Source organism: Luteibacter sp. PvP120, assembly GCF_054055715.1.
In genome coordinates this window covers 81,711-95,872 of sequence record NZ_JBSRXP010000010.1, presented here as the reverse complement: position 1 = coordinate 95,872, position 14,162 = coordinate 81,711, and the positions used below count along the sequence as shown (strand labels likewise).

The 14,162-nt window shown below is 68.4% G+C and carries 11 protein-coding genes; 4 read left to right on the top strand and 7 right to left on the bottom strand.

What is annotated here, in order from left to right; all coding sequences use genetic code 11:
• Positions 1 to 19: 19 nt before the first annotated feature.
• Positions 20 to 2,602, bottom strand: a complete 2,583-nt coding sequence (mprF, locus tag ACVKN3_RS17340; protein WP_354516830.1) for a bifunctional lysylphosphatidylglycerol flippase/synthetase MprF — start codon at positions 2,600 to 2,602, stop codon at positions 20 to 22.
• Positions 2,603 to 2,848: 246 nt separating this feature from the next.
• On the opposite strand from mprF, the gene ACVKN3_RS17335 reads away from it, so the two are divergent.
• On the top strand, positions 2,849 to 4,810 hold the full coding sequence (locus tag ACVKN3_RS17335) for an LTA synthase family protein (RefSeq protein WP_354516828.1): 1,962 nt from the start codon (positions 2,849 to 2,851) through the stop codon (positions 4,808 to 4,810).
• A 70-nt stretch (positions 4,811 to 4,880) separates the two neighbouring features.
• Here ACVKN3_RS17335 and ACVKN3_RS17330 read toward each other — a convergent pair whose 3' ends face one another.
• Positions 4,881 to 5,582: a pirin family protein gene (locus ACVKN3_RS17330; RefSeq protein WP_354516826.1), complete on the bottom strand. Its 702-nt coding sequence runs from the start codon at positions 5,580 to 5,582 to the stop codon at positions 4,881 to 4,883.
• A 193-nt stretch (positions 5,583 to 5,775) separates the two neighbouring features.
• Here ACVKN3_RS17330 and ACVKN3_RS17325 point away from each other — a divergent pair, with 193 nt between their 5' ends.
• Both ACVKN3_RS17325 and ACVKN3_RS17320 read left to right on the top strand, forming a co-directional pair.
• Positions 5,776 to 6,783, top strand: a complete 1,008-nt coding sequence (locus ACVKN3_RS17325; RefSeq protein ID WP_354516824.1) for an LLM class flavin-dependent oxidoreductase — start codon at positions 5,776 to 5,778, stop codon at positions 6,781 to 6,783.
• A 4-nt stretch (positions 6,784 to 6,787) separates the two neighbouring features.
• Complete coding sequence (locus tag ACVKN3_RS17320; protein ID WP_285403320.1) at positions 6,788 to 7,240, top strand: putative toxin-antitoxin system toxin component, PIN family; 453 nt, start codon at positions 6,788 to 6,790, stop codon at positions 7,238 to 7,240.
• Here ACVKN3_RS17320 and ACVKN3_RS17315 read toward each other — a convergent pair.
• The 3 genes from ACVKN3_RS17315 to ACVKN3_RS17305 are packed head-to-tail and all read right to left on the bottom strand — an operon-like array spanning position 7,215 to position 9,238.
• Positions 7,215 to 7,862 (bottom strand): DUF6348 family protein, encoded by a 648-nt coding sequence (locus ACVKN3_RS17315; RefSeq protein ID WP_285403319.1) that lies wholly within the window; start codon positions 7,860 to 7,862, stop codon positions 7,215 to 7,217. The genes ACVKN3_RS17320 and ACVKN3_RS17315 overlap by 26 nt on opposite strands.
• Positions 7,863 to 7,889: 27 nt before the next feature.
• Complete coding sequence (locus ACVKN3_RS17310; protein ID WP_354516821.1) at positions 7,890 to 8,720, bottom strand: DUF72 domain-containing protein; 831 nt, start codon at positions 8,718 to 8,720, stop codon at positions 7,890 to 7,892.
• Positions 8,721 to 8,740: 20 nt separating this feature from the next.
• Entirely contained in the window at positions 8,741 to 9,238 is a 498-nt protein-coding gene (locus ACVKN3_RS17305; RefSeq protein WP_036138928.1) for a hypothetical protein, read from the bottom strand.
• A gap of 162 nt (positions 9,239 to 9,400) precedes the next feature.
• Here ACVKN3_RS17305 and ACVKN3_RS17300 point away from each other — a divergent pair, with 162 nt between their 5' ends.
• Positions 9,401 to 10,486 carry a PepSY-associated TM helix domain-containing protein gene (locus ACVKN3_RS17300; RefSeq protein WP_354516819.1) on the top strand — a complete coding sequence of 362 codons (1,086 nt, stop codon included), beginning with the start codon at positions 9,401 to 9,403 and terminating at the stop codon, positions 10,484 to 10,486.
• 27 nt (positions 10,487 to 10,513) lie between these two features.
• Here the strand turns inward: ACVKN3_RS17300 and ACVKN3_RS17295 are convergent, their stop codons facing one another.
• Positions 10,514 to 11,410 carry an acyltransferase gene (locus ACVKN3_RS17295; RefSeq protein WP_285403312.1) on the bottom strand — a complete coding sequence of 299 codons (897 nt, stop codon included), beginning with the start codon at positions 11,408 to 11,410 and terminating at the stop codon, positions 10,514 to 10,516.
• Between the two features lie 80 nt (positions 11,411 to 11,490).
• Positions 11,491 to 14,115, bottom strand: coding sequence for a DNA ligase D (gene ligD / locus ACVKN3_RS17290; RefSeq protein ID WP_354516817.1), 2,625 nt, complete (start codon positions 14,113 to 14,115; stop codon positions 11,491 to 11,493).
• Positions 14,116 to 14,162: the final 47 nt, after the last annotated feature.

Sequence of the window (14,162 nt, the reverse complement as noted above, 5' to 3'; positions counted from 1 at the left end):
TTCCTCTTCTTTGGCTTGCTCACCGGCGCACCACTCCACCCAGGCCACCGGAAATGAGGCTGGCCACGTTGGCCAGCGCCAGCGGCAGCGCGATGCCGCCGGGCACCGCGATATAGCGCGGCTCCCACTCGGGGTCGAACTTTTCCTTGTAGCGATGCAGGCCACGGAAGTTGTAGAAGCGCTCGCCGCGGCCGAACACCATGGCGCCGAAGCGGCTCCACAGGGGCGCGGTACGACGGTTCTGCAGGCCCGACAGGGGGGCCATGCCGAGGTTGAACCAGCGGTAGCCCTGGGCCTTGGACCAGGACATCAGCTCGATAAACAGGAAATCCATGATGCCGGAAGGGCCCTCGGGAAGGTGGCGCATGAGGTCGACGGACGCTTCTTCCATCGACGCGGTAAGGAACATGTTGGCGAAGGCTACCGGCTGGTCGCCCTGCCACACCACGGCCATCGGCGTGCGGGATAGATAGCGTTCATCGAACAGGCCCAGCGAGAAGCGCTTCTCGCGTACCTTCTTGTCGCCCATCCAGGCATCGGAGATGACCTTCAGGCGGGGCAGCAGCGCGGGCACGTCCTCCACGGGCACGATCTCCATGCGCAGGCCGTCGCGTTGCAGCTTGTTGACCGTGCCGCGCAGCGTCTTCTTCGACTTGCCGTCCAGGTTGAAGGTCTCCAGGCGGACGCGCGCTTCCTCGCCGATCTTAAGCAGGCTCATGCCCACGTCGAGGTAGAGGTCCAGGTCGGCCGGGCGCACCTGGTAGAACAGCGGCCAGCCGCCGGCGCGCTCGCATTCTTCGCGGAAGCTCCAGACCAGTTCGCGGCGGGCGTCCTCGTCGGTGCCCACGGGGTCGCCCATGGCCACCCAGCTGCGTCCTTCCACGTCGTACATGATGAAGGCACGGTCGTCCGGCGCAAAGCGCAGCATCTTGTCGCCGACCAGCGCCAGATGGGCCTGGGCGGAGTCGAACGATTTGACCAGGGGCAGCACGCGGGCCAGTTCGGCGTCGCCGGGGCGCGTGCGGCGGGCGCGTGCCGGGCGGATCAGGTTGGCCAGGCCGAACAGCAGCAGCGCGGCGGTAGCGCCGACCAGCGCACGCAGCGCGCGGGGCGCGCCGCCATGGTGGAAGCTGAACTCCCACCAGAGGTTGTTGCTGTATTCGACGTGCTTGAAGCTGAAGAACACCAGCCAGGTGGAGCAGGCCAGCACCGCACCGATGGCCAGCACCCAGCCCGGCGAGAAGCTGGCACGGAACAGCGAGGCCCGGCGATAGAAGTGCCGGTGGGCCGGCGCCAGGGCCAGGGCCAGCAGCGACAGCAGGGTGGCTTCCTCGTAGTCGATGCCTTTGAGCATCGAAAGGATGGCGCCGAGCAGCAGCAGCACCAGCGTCAGCACGTAGGCGGCGTCCAGCCGTCGTTGCAGGCCGCGGGCCAGGATCAGCAGCATCATGCCGACCACGCTGGAGAGGAAATGCGATACCTCCACCAGCGGCAGCGGAACGAACCCCCGCAGGATCTCCATGCGGCCCGGAATGGCCAGCGTGGCGCCGGAGAACAGCAGCACCGCGCCGGCGACCAGGGTCAGGCCGGCGAAGAACGGCGGCAGCAACCCGCTGAACCAGGGGGCGATCATGGCCGCGTGGCGCAGTGCGCGTATCTCGCGCCAGATCACCAGCACGGTGGCCACGCCCAGCGGAAGCAGGTAATAGACCGCGCGGAACGCCGCCAGCGAGCCGAGGATGGGCGCTTCCAGCCCGTGGTTGCCGGTGGCGCCAAAGCCGGCCAGCATCACCGCCTCGAATACGCCCAGGCCGCCGGGTACGTGGCTGATCAGGCCCGCCATCTGGGCCAGCACGAAGATGGCCAGGAAGTGGCCGAAGCCGCCGGAGATCGCCTCCGGCATCAGCACGTAGAGCACTCCCGAGGCGAGGCCCCAGTCCAGCGCGCCGATCAGGATCTGCCGCGCGGCCATGGCGGGCGTGGGCGTGGCGATCTCCCAGCGCCACAGGCGGATGGGCCGGCGCACGGTGAGCGACACCACGAACCACGCCAGCGGCACCAGCGACAGCACGATCGCCAGCGGAATCCGCAGGCCCGACAGGGGCACCTCGGGCGGGATCGGCACGAGCAGCAGGGTGACGCCCGTGATCGCCGCCAGGCCCAGCCAGAAGCTGAGTGTGGTGTAGAGCACCACGCGGGCGATCTCGCCGGGGGTCAGCCCGGCCTGCACGTAGAAGCGGTAGCGGATGGACCCGGACACCAGCAGCGACATGCCCAGCGCATTGGAGAACGCATAGCTGATGAAGGAGATCAGGCCGACCCGGGGGGCCGGCAGCCGCTTGCCCACGCTGGCCAGGCCGAACCAGTCGTAGAGCGTCATCACCGCGAACCCGGCGCCGGTCAGCAGGATGGCAAGGGCGATGTCGCTGTTGGGCAGCGCATGCACATAGCCGCCGATCTGGCGATAGGTCACCTCGCTGGCCATGGCCTTGAGCGCCCACAGCGCCAGGCACAGCAGCACGACGGACAGCAGGGGACCGCCAGCGCGACGGAACAGGGTCACATAGAGCGCAGGCTTGCCGGCTAGCGGCTGGTCGTTCATCGGGAGCTCCGCCCTCGTTTCTTCTCCCACGGTGCCGTGGCTCCCACAGATATGGATCGTAAGGCCGGGTAGGGTGCCACAAGGCGCGTTCGCGCGGCAGATCGGCTTTTCCTACGGGGCCACGATAGCCGACATTCGGGGCCGAAGCTCAATCTAAGCTTCGGGAAAGCCTTACGTAAGCCCACCTGCTTACCCTCGTGCTCGAACCCGGGCGTATAGGCGACCGGCCTTTTCCTGCGAGGCGTCATGACTTCTGTTTCGTCGGCCCCCGGTGCGCTGCGCCAGCGCTTCCGGCCGTTGGTCTGGTACGGCATCCTGTTCGTGGGCGTGGCGTTCCTCGTCCGTCTCATCCTGCTGGTCAAGACGGGGCACGAGATACCGCCGAGCCCGGGCAAGTGGCTTTACCTGTTCCTGGTCGGCTTCGGCTACGACGTGGTGGAGTACGTCTATTTTGCCTGGCCGATGCTGCTGGTGCTCTGGCTGTTGCCCCGTCGCGCCTATGTGTCCCGCTGGGGCCACCGCATCTTCCTCGGTTTCTGTTTCATTCTCGCTTTCGTCGTGCTTTACCTCGGCGCGGCGGAGCTGGTGTTCTGGGGCGAGTTCAGCGCGCGCTTCAACTTCATCGCCGTGGATTACCTGGTCTACACCCACGAGGTCGTCGGCAACATCCGCGAGTCGTACCCGATCGTCACCTGGTCGCTGATGCTGCTGGCCGCGACCGTCGCCGTGGTGTTCTTCAGCCGGCGCATGCTCGCCGCGCGTGACGATGGCTCGCGTTTCGGCGCGCGCAGCCTCGTGGTGGCCGTATGGCTGGTGCTTACCGTGGTGGTCAGTTTCGCCGTCGATGGCACCATGAAGGATCGCTCGGACAATAACTACGTGAACGAACTGGCCGGCAACGGCCCGTACCAGTTCGTCGCCGCGTTCCGCGAAAACGAGCTGGATTATGCGAAGTACTACCCGACCCTGCCGGATACGGCCATGTTCGCCAACCTGCGCAAGCAGCTGACGACGCCGGACGCCACGTTCGCCAGCGACGATCCGATGGACATCACGCGGCGCATCGCCGGCGACGGTACGGAGCAGAAGCTCAACGTGGTGCTGATCAGCGTCGAAAGCCTGTCGGGCGATTACGTCGAGGGCCTGGATGTCAGCAAGCACAAGCACCTGACCCCCAACCTCGACGCCCTGGCGTCGAAAAGTCTGTTCTTCAGCCAGTTGTACGCCAACGGCACGCGCACGGTGCGCGGGCTGGAAGCGCTGGCGCTCTCGGTGCCGCCGACGCCCGGCGAATCCATCGTCAAGCGCCCGGACGACGAGAACCTCTGGTCGCTGGCCGACGTGTTCAACGGCAAGGGCTATACCTCCGAGTTCCTCTATGGGGGTTACGGCTACTTCGACAACATGAACCATTTCTTCGCCAGCAACGGCTACACGGCGGTGGACCGCAACGCCATCGACAGCAAGGACATCCATACCGAGAACGTCTGGGGCGTGGCCGACGAGGACCTGTTCTCGTTGGTGATCAAGCGCATGGACGATGCTTACGCGAAGGGCAAGCCGTATTTCGGGCACGTGATGACCACGTCCAACCATCGCCCGTTCACCTTCCCCGAAGGACGCGTGTCACTGCCGCAGGGGCGTCGCACCGCCGCGGTGGCTTACACCGACTGGGCGCTGGGCGATTTCCTGAAACGCGCGGCGACCAAGCCATGGTTCAAGGACACCGTGTTCGTCATCACCGCGGACCATTGCGCCACCAGCGCCGGCAAGACCAGCCTGCCCGTGGATCGTTACCACATCCCGCTGTACATCTATTCCCCCGCGCACATCGCGCCGGGGCGCGTGGATCGCCTGATGAGCCAGATCGACATCCCGCCGACCGTGCTGGGCCTGCTGCACTTCAGCTACACGTCGCGCTTCTACGGCTACGACCTGTTCAAGCTGGAGCCCGGGCGCGAGCGCGCCTTCATCAGCACCTATCAGGAGCTGGGCTACCTGCGCGGCGACACGCTGACCTCGCTGGTGCCGCGCCAGCCGGTGAAGCAGATGCTGCCGCAACGCGATACGGGCGATGCCACGCCCGTCACGTCCGTCAACCAGGCCGATGCGGACGCCGCGATCACCTATTACCAGTCGGCGGCCTATCTGTTCACCAAGGGCCTGATGAAGCACGGCGCGCCGCACCAGACGGCGGCCACGCCTTAGCCAGGCCAGGCCGCGGTACGGCTACGCATGCCGTGGGTCGTCACGATCCACGGCATGCCTGCCGAGCCGGTTACGCCGCGGTATCGACCAGCACCAGCTCCGCATCCGTCGTCGCCGTGATGCTCAGCCGCGTCTCGTCGCGGATCGCCGCGCCGTCGCCCTTGTCCAGCACCTGCCCGTTGACCTGCACCGAACCGAAGGCCGGCACCATGTACGCATAGCGGCCCTCGCCCAGGGCGTACTCGATGGTCTCACCCGCCTTGACGCTGGCGCCGAGCACGCGGGCATCGGTGCGGATCGGCAAGGCGTCGCCGTCGCCCGGCATGCCGCTGGCCAGCGTGATGAACTGGCCCGAGCGCTCTCCCTTCGGGAACGGACGGGTGCCCCAGGACGGTGCCTTGCGCTCGCCGTCGGGAATGATCCAGATCTGGAAGATGCGCGTTGTCTCGTTTTCCGCGTTGTACTCCGCGTGGCGGATGCCGGTGCCGGCGCTCATCACCTGCACGTCGCCCGCTTCGGTGCGGCCCTTGTTGCCCAGGCTGTCCTCGTGGGTGATGGCGCCTTCGCGCACATAGGTGATGATCTCCATGTCCGAGTGCGGGTGCGCCGGAAAGCCGGTGCCCGCGGCGATGGTGTCGTCGTTCCAGACGCGCAGCGCGCCCCAGCCCATGCGTGCCTCGTCGCGGTAGGACGCGAACGAGAAATGGTGCTTCGCATCGAGCCAGCCGTGGTTCGCGCCACCGAGTGTGGCAAAGCGGCGAATGTCGATCATGTCGTGCTCCCCCGGCAATACCGGACTGGATGAGTGGATGGGTGCATTTTCCTCCTCCGCGCGCGCCACGGCGCATCGCTGGCCGGAACGGACTGTTTCCGTGGTGAGCCCGTGGGTTGCAATCCGGGCGTCCGCCGCCCATCTGGAATCATCGGCGGTTCGTCCGCCCCCCTTATTGTCGAGGTGTGCTCGGATGATTCCGTTTTCGGTACTGGACCTTTCCCCCGTAGCGCGTGGTTCCACGCCGGGCGACTCGTTGCGCCACTCGCGCGACCTGGCCCGGCACGCGGAGTCGCTGGGCTTCCACCGTTACTGGCTGGCCGAGCACCACAACATGACCGGTATCGCCAGCGCGGCGACGGCCGTGGTGATCGGCTATATCGCCGAGGGCACGCACAGCATCCGCGTGGGCTCGGGTGGCATCATGCTGCCCAACCACTCACCGCTGGTGATCGCCGAGCAGTTCGGCACGCTGGCGTCGCTCTACCCGGGGCGGATCGACCTGGGCCTGGGCCGTGCACCCGGCACCGACCAGGGCACGGCACGCGCGCTGCGCCGCTCGATGGGCCCCAGTGACGACCGCTTCCCCGACGATGTGCAGGAACTGCAGATGTACCTCGGCCCGCAGCGGCCCGGGCAGACCGTGCGCGCCGTGCCCGGCATGGATACCAACGTGCCGCTGTGGCTGCTGGGCTCCAGCCTGTTCAGCGCCCAGCTGGCGGCGCACCTGGGGCTCCCCTTCGCCTTCGCCTCGCACTTCGCGCCGGACATGATGATGAAGGCGCTGGAAGTGTACCGGCACATGTTCCGGCCGTCCGAGGTGCTGGACAAGCCCTACGCGGCGCTCGGCATCAACGTGGTCGCCGCGGATACGGACGCGGAGGCCCGTCGCCTGTTCACGTCGCAGCAGCAGGCATTCTGGAACCTGCGCCGCGGCGCGCCGGGGCAGCTGCCGCCGCCGGTGAACTCGATGGACGGCGTGTGGACGTCCATGGAGAAGGCCCAGGTGGACCATGCGCTGTCCTGCGCCGTGGTCGGCTCGCCCGACACCGTGCGCGACGGCCTGGCCGCGTTCATCGCGCGCACGGGCGCCGACGAGCTGATCATCACGGCGCAGGTCTTCGATCACGAGGCGCGCAAGCGTTCGTACACCCTCGTGGCCGAGCAACGCGCTGCCCTGGCCGAACGCGTCGCGGCCTGAGCGCGTGCGCGTCGTGCTCGACACCAATGTGTGCCTGGATGCGTTCGTCTTTGCCGACCCGAACGCGGCGGCGCTGGTCGGGGCCATGGTGTCGGGCACGCTGCATGCCGTGACGCGTCCGGATTGCCGGGACGAGTGGCTGAAGGTGCTCGACTACCCTGCGTTGAAGCTGGACCCCCCGCGCCGGGCCGCCGCAGCGGCCGCGTTCGATCGCCTGGTCACGCTGTTGCCGCATGAAGCCACGGCCACGCGGCTTCCGCGCTGCCGCGACCCGGACGACCAGAAGTTCCTGGAGCTGGCGTCGACCGCCGGCGCGGGTCTCCTGTTCTCGCGCGATGCGGAAGTGCTGAAGCTGGCACGACGCGCCGCGCGCGACAGCGGGTTCCGGATCCTGCGTCCGCAGGACTGGGCGCCGGAACCCCTGCCTGGCCTTAGTCCCGCGGAACCAGCGCGATGAGGTTGCGCAGGCTGTAGTAGTGGTCGTGCCGTGGCCAGTCCACGGAGGCGATGGCCTTGTGCCCCGCGGCCCACGGCTCGTTGTCCAGCAGCACCTCGATCTTGCTGCTGCCGTCGCCCACGTTGCCGTAGAACACGCGGATCCAGTGCACGTCGCCGGTCAGCGGGGCCGTGGCGATCGCGGCCTCCAGTGCGGAAAACCCTTCCTCGGGAATCTCCACGGGTGCGTCCTTCTCGCCGCGCACCGTGAAATCGCCCACGTAGAGGGTAAAGCGCTGCGTGCCGGCGGACACCTCGCGCACGTCCAGCTTGTCCTTGTCCACGGTGTGCCAGCAGGCCGCCAGCACCACGTAGAAATCGTTGCGCGCGAAGCTGTCCAGCGCGTCGCGGCAACCGGCCTTGCCGCCGCCGTTGCCACCGAAGCTTTCCTCGATGGTGCGTTCCTCGTCGAGGACGATATCGATGTCCAGGCGGCCCATGCCGCCCTCCTTGCCCTCGTGCCAGATGCCGCGCAGCGCCGGGTAATCGTCGCCTTCGGTAAGCAGCCAGTCTTCGTCGGGCTCGAGCGGGATCGCGTGTTCGGCAAAAAGGTCGATCAGGTGGTTCTGGATAAGACGGTCCATGGGTCGTCCGGTGGGGGAATGGGAGGATTATGCGTCTTCGACGCGCTTGCCGAGTGCGACAGCCGCAGCGGGGTTGCGTTCCTTCGCGGCGGAAATGAAATACACGAACACGTCGCGGCCTGGGCCGGGCGCCAGCGCCTCGCACACGTGTGGCAGGTCGGTCGGATCGCCGCCGGCTTGCCAGTCGCTCGCATGCGACGCCCATGCCTTCAGCTCCCTGGCGGGATAGCCATTCGTCTCCGTCGCCCGGCTGCGCATCAGACGCGCGTACACGAAGGGCCCCGTGAGGTCGGCGAACGACGGATGGTCGGGCGAGTCGGTGAACACGGTGGCGACACCGCGCTGGCGCGCCAGGGCCAGCCAGGCCGGGTCCATGAAGCTGTCGTGGCGCACTTCCACGGCATGGCGCAGGGCCAGGCCGCCGTGGCGGTCGGGCAGGAGGTCGAGGAAGGCGGTCATGTCGTCGGGATCGAAACGCCGCGTCGGCAGGAACTGCCAGAGCACGGGGCCCAGTCGATCGCCCAGGCCCACCGCACCGTCGAGGAACCGGCCGATGCGCTCGCCGGTGCCCGCCAGCGCGCGGCTCTGCACGATGTGCCGTGGCGCCTTCACCGAGAAGACGAACCCGTCAGGGGTCTCCGCCGCCCAGCGCCGGTAGATATCGATCCCGGGCGAGCGGTAGTAGGTGCCGTTGATCTCGATGGTGGACACCTGCCGACTGGCGTACTCCAGCTCGCGCTTTTGCACCAGGTCGTCGGGATAGAACAGCCCGCGCCAGGGCACGTAGGTCCAGCCACCCATGCCCGTGCGGACATGGCCGGAGGCCCGCGGCGTCGCGGGGGAACGTCGGGTCGCCATGGTCGGAGCCTCCGGAAGGGTCAACTCAGCGCGGTGGGCTGCTCGAACGGCAGGTCGATGGCGCCGGTGGCGCGGATCTCGCGCTGCGACCGTTCCAGCGCATCGCCCTCGCCGTCCACCACCACGAGGATGCGGCCCGCCTCGATCTCGCCCTCGAATTTCTGGCGCACCGGGTCCGGTGCGGAGGCGCCCATCAGCGCACTGGTCCATGCGCCGACCAGGGCGCCCGCCGCACCCGCCGCCACCGCGCCGGCGATGGTCACGCCCAGCGGGGGGATCGCCATGGCGACCAGGCCGGCCAGGATGCCGGTGGCGCCACCTTCGGCCAGCCCACGCGCGGCAGCGGGGGCGAAGTCGGAGTGCTCGTCCTTGCGGTGCTCGGGAATGGCATCCAGCTCGATGTCGTGCCGCGCGATGAGCGACAGGTCCGCGTCCGGAATGCCCGCATCGCGGGCGGCGCGCATGGCTGCGCGTGCCTGATCCAGACCGGACGTGCTGTAAACGTGGCGGGTCTTCATCGCATGTTCCTCGGGCACGTGGGCTGGCCATCCTTCCGCCCGTGGGGTCGACCCGGTGTGACGGGAGGGTCAATCACCGGGTTCCCGCGTGTTGGTGGTGTTTGATTCGAGAATCATTCGCACTTACGATGGCCGCCTTTCCCGCCCCGTCGGACCGACACCATGGCAGCTCACCCGCGCCGGCTACGCCGCTGGCTGAAGACGCTGCACCTGTGGCTGGGCCTCACGCTGGGGTTGCTCCTGGCGCTGGTGACCCTGTCGGGCAGCGTGCTGCTGTTCGAGCAACCGCTATTCGCGGCCATGCACCCCACCCTGGTGGCGCGTCCCCTGCCAGACTTGGCGACACAGGGCCACTCGCTGTCCGCGATGCTCGCTACTCCCGCCGCCAGGGGGTGGCGCGGGGTGTCGCTGCCCGATCATGACCTTCCCGTATGGCAGGCCCAGGAACGTGGCGGCAACCGTGCGTATTACGACGCCACCACCGGCGCGCTCCTGCTGCGGCGCCCGCAGGCCGGCGACCCCTTGCTGGTGCTGCTGGACTGGCATACGCACCTGCTCGGCGGTGAGCTGGGTGAAACGGTGCTCGGTGTGGTGGCCTGCACGGGGCTGTTCATGCTGTTTTCGGGCGTCTGGCTGTACTGGCCCGGCCGGCAGCGCGCGCTGCGGCACATCCGGCCGCACACCCAGCCGCCGCTGCTGCGCTGGGCGAGCTTCCATCGCGCGGTGGGTGTCGTCGCCCTGCCCCTGCTGATCGTGATGATCGGTACCGGCACCACGATGGCGTACCGGGGCGCCGTGCGTAACGGGCTGGCGGCGGCCTTCGCCGAGCCGGCGCGCCCCCGGCCGCCGAAAACCGCGCCGGTGCAGGGGCCGGTGGACTGGGCGGCCGTGCTCGTGGCGGCCCAGGCCGCTGCGCCCGATGCGGCGATCACCCGGCTGATGTTGCCCTCGAAGGACAACGGCACGGTGGTGGCGCGCATCCGTCGCCCCGGCGAATGGAACCCCGCCGGGCGCAGCGCCCTGTGGATCGATCCGCGGACGGCCACGCTGCTGGGGGGCGACGACGCCACGACGCTGGGCACCGGCAGCCGGCTGGCCAACGCCCTGTTTCCGATCCATTCCGCCGCTGTGGGTGGCCTGACATGGCGCATCGTGGCCTGTGTCGGCGGGCTGCTGCCCACCTTCCTGCTGGTTACCGGGGTGCTGTTCTGGCGCCGTCGGCTGAAACGCCCCGCCGCCACGGGTTGACCGCGGACGCCGCCGGTCGGCGCGCGATCAGCCTTGCGCGGCCAGCGTGGCCGCGATGCGTGCATCCTTCTCGGCCCACAGCGTGTTGATCCACGCCTGGAACTGCGCGCGGAACGCGGCGTCGCCCTCGTAGTCGCCGCGCATGGCGGCGGGAATGGGCAACCGGCGAATGTGCACGCGTACCTCGCGGATGCGGCCGGCGATCATGTCCATCATGGAGGTGGGGCCGTCCGGATAGACGATGGTCACGTCGAGGATCTGGCGGATCGCCTCGCCCATGGCATCGATGACGAACGCCACGCCGCCCGCCTTCGGGCGGAGCAGGTGCGTATAAGGCGAGCCCTGCGCATCGTGCTTGGTGCGGGTGAAGCGGGTGCCCTCGGTGAAGTTCATGATCGCCACGGGCAGGTGACGGAATTTCTCGCAGGCGCGACGCGTGGCTTCACGATCCTTGCCGCGCAGTTCCGGACGCGCTTCGATCTCCTGGCGCGAGTGCCGCTTCATGAACGGAAAATCCAGCGCCCACCAGGCGGGCCCCAGCAGCGGCACCCAGATCAGCTGGCTCTTGAGGAAGAAACGCATGAACGGAATGCGCCGGTTGAACACCTTCTGCAGCGCAGGGATGTCCACCCAGCTCTGGTGGTTGCACACCACGAGGTAGTTCTCGCGCGGGCTGAGGTCCTGGTCGCCTTCCACGCGCCATTGCGTACGGGTGAACACGCCGAACATCCAGCCGTTCACGCCCAGCCAGCTTTCCGCGATCCCTACCAGCACGCGCGACACGGCGTGGCGGAACCCGCGCAGCGGCACGATGAGGCGGATCACCGTCAGCAGCAGCAACGGCGTGACGTGCAGCACCGTGTTGACGAGCAGCAGCAGGCAGGCGAGGGGAATGCGCAGAAAGGCGGGAAGCGAGGCGAGCATGAAGGGCCGGCTTGGTGAGGATGCCGCAGTTTACCCCGTGCACGCCCGTGGGTAAGTGACCCCGCGCAGGTCCGGGTGGGTCACTTGCCGGCGAGTTTGCGGTTGACGGCGGCGAGGTCCTGGCGAAGCGCGTCGATCCCGTCCCAGGGGTCCTTCTTCAACCGGGCCAGGCGCTTGGGCACCGAGTGGATATCGAACGCCGCACCGGAGCGCACCTTGCCCAGTTCCTCCCAGCGCAACGGCACGGCCACCGGCGCGCCGGGGCGGGACCGCAGCGAATAGGACGCCACGGCGGTGGCGCCCCGCCCGTTGCGCAGGTAATCGACGTAGATCCTGTCCTTCCGGAGCCGCTTGGCGGCGGTGGCGACGAACTCCAGCGGATGCGCCTCGGCCAGCGCGTCGGCGAAGCCCCGCGCGAACGCCTTGACCTCCTTCCAGCCCGCGCCGGGACGCAACGGCACCACCACGTGCAGGCCCTTGCCACCGGTGGTGCGTACGAACGAGGTGAGGCCCAGTTCGGCCAGGAAGCCCCGGGTCATGCGCGCCGCCGCCACGACGCGCGCCCAGGCCACGCCGTCGCCGGGGTCCAGGTCGAACACCACGCGGTCCGCGCGGTCGGCATCGTCCACGTGCGAGCCCCACGGGTGGAATTCCACGGCACCGAACTGCACCAGCTCGATCACGCCCGCCGCATCGCGCGGGTAGAGGTAATCCGCGGTGGCCCCGGTTTCTTCCTTCAGTCGCGCGACCCCGACGTGGTCCAGGCCCGCCATGACGTGCTTCTGGAAAAAGCAGGGTGAATCGATACCGCCGGGGCAACGGATGGTGGACGTGGGGCGATCGTGAATGCCCGGAAGCAGCCACGCCATCACGGTCTTGTAGTAATCCACGACGTCCTGCTTGGTCAGCCCGTCGGCAGGGAACACCTTCCGATCCGGATGCGTGATGACGACGGTATCGGGATCGGCGGCCGGAGGAGGGGCATGGCCGGTGCGTCGCTTCGCTGCCGGTTTCCCCGTCGCCCGCGTGGACGGCTTCGTGGCCTTCTTGGCGGTGGCCTTCTTTGCGGCGGCCTTCGTGCGGGTAGCTTTCGGCGCGGCACGATCGCTGTCGCGAAGGTCGTCGGGTGACTTGTCCATACGCAGTGTCCTCAAGCTGGGCTGGCGCAGCAGATCCTTGTTGCCGATGCCGCGGTAGTACACCTCGGCCACCACGGTGGGCGGTACCCACAGGGCGCCGCGGAGCATGGGGTCCACCGCATCGATGCGGACCGTCGGTGTCTTCGACCCACCTTTGGCAAGGGTGTCGCCCAGTTCACGCAGCATCGCGTCGGTGAAGCCGGTGCCGACACGGCCCGCGTACGTCCAGCCGCCGTGCGGATCGGGGCGGGCCAGCAGCAGCGAACCGAATGACAGCCGCGATCCCTTGGCCGGGGTGTAGCCGACCACGGCGAATTCGTCGCTCTCCAGCCGCTTGATCTTCTGCCAGTCGTCGCCGCGACCGCCGCGATAGCCACCGTCGACGCGCTTGGCGACGATGCCTTCCAGCTTCTGTGCCATCGCCATGGCGAACACGTCGTCGCCGTGGCCCACGGTATGCGAACTGAGGTTGAGGTGGGCCGGCGCATGGGCGAGCATGCGCGCGAGCAGCGCCTTGCGTTCGATCAGCGGCACGCGGCTGAGGTCATGGCCCTGCAGGTAAGGCAGGTCGAACACCATGTACACCAGCGGGGCATGCGCCTCGCCCGACAACGTGCGTTGCAGTGCGTTGAAATCGCTGCGGCCCTCGCTGTCCAGGGCGATCAGTTCGCCGTCCAGCCGCGCACTGTCCAGGCCCAGCGCATCGATCGCCTGGACGATCTCCGGCACGCGATCGTTCCACGGCAGGCCGTTGCGCGACCACAGGTGGGTGGCGCCGTCGGCCACGGCGGCCACGATGCGGTAGCCGTCCCATTTCACCTCGTGCAGCCACGCCTCGCCCTGCGGTGGGGATTCGCGCAGCCGGGCGAGTTGCGGGGGGAAGAAGTCGCCCGACGCCCTGGCCTTGCGCGCGCCGTCCAGCGAGGCCGCCGACTTGGCAAGGGTAGCCACGGAGACGCGGCGCGTCGTGGGCGTGGCCTTCCGGCGCGCCGTGGAGCGGCTCGCGGCGGCACGGGTGGCGGGTGTCTTCGCCGCCCGCCGGGTGCTTTCGCGCATCGTGGCGTCGAGCAGGTCGTCGGCTTCCACCTCGCCGGCATAGGCGTCGTCAGCCTTGATCAGGAACCACGCCGGCTGGCGCTCCTTCCTGCCGCTGCGGACGAGGTGCCAGCGGCCCTTGAGGCGTTCGCCGAACAGTTCGAACTCCAGGTGGCCCTTGGCCAGCTGGGCTTCCGCATCGCCACGCGTGGCCCAGACGCCCTTGTCGAACAGGTCGACGTGGCCCTTGCCGTAACCTTCGTCGATGTCGCCCTCGAAGTCCGCGTACGACACCGGATGATCCTCGACTTCCACGGCCAGGCGCTTGACCTTCGGGTCGTAGCTGGGCCCCTTGGGCACCGCCCAGCTGCGCAGGGCGTCACCCACCTGCAGGCGGAAATCGAAATGCCGGTGCGATGCGTGATGCAGCTGCACCACAAAGATGGCACGGCCGCCGCGTGCCGAGTCTTCCGGCGCGGGTTCACGGGTGCGCCCGAAGTTCCGCTTGCGCTTGTACTCGTGCAGGCTCATGCCTGGATCATTGGTGAGCCCCGGTGAATGAGCCGTGCAGCGAGCGG

What these genes read in the sequence shown, in the direction of transcription:
- mprF (WP_354516830.1), bottom strand. Translation starts at nt 2,602, where the DNA reads ATGAACGACCAGCCGCTAGCCGGCAAGCCTGCGCTCTATGTGACCCTG.
- ACVKN3_RS17335 (WP_354516828.1), top strand. Translation starts at nt 2,849, where the DNA reads ATGACTTCTGTTTCGTCGGCCCCCGGTGCGCTGCGCCAGCGCTTCCGG.
- ACVKN3_RS17330 (WP_354516826.1), bottom strand. Translation starts at nt 5,582, where the DNA reads ATGATCGACATTCGCCGCTTTGCCACACTCGGTGGCGCGAACCACGGC.
- ACVKN3_RS17325 (WP_354516824.1), top strand. Translation starts at nt 5,776, where the DNA reads ATGATTCCGTTTTCGGTACTGGACCTTTCCCCCGTAGCGCGTGGTTCC.
- ACVKN3_RS17315 (WP_285403319.1), bottom strand. Translation starts at nt 7,862, where the DNA reads ATGGACCGTCTTATCCAGAACCACCTGATCGACCTTTTTGCCGAACAC.
- ACVKN3_RS17310 (WP_354516821.1), bottom strand. Translation starts at nt 8,720, where the DNA reads ATGGCGACCCGACGTTCCCCCGCGACGCCGCGGGCCTCCGGCCATGTC.
- ACVKN3_RS17305 (WP_036138928.1), bottom strand. Translation starts at nt 9,238, where the DNA reads ATGAAGACCCGCCACGTTTACAGCACGTCCGGTCTGGATCAGGCACGC.
- ACVKN3_RS17300 (WP_354516819.1), top strand. Translation starts at nt 9,401, where the DNA reads ATGGCAGCTCACCCGCGCCGGCTACGCCGCTGGCTGAAGACGCTGCAC.
- ACVKN3_RS17295 (WP_285403312.1), bottom strand. Translation starts at nt 11,410, where the DNA reads ATGCTCGCCTCGCTTCCCGCCTTTCTGCGCATTCCCCTCGCCTGCCTG.
- ligD (WP_354516817.1), bottom strand. Translation starts at nt 14,115, where the DNA reads ATGAGCCTGCACGAGTACAAGCGCAAGCGGAACTTCGGGCGCACCCGT.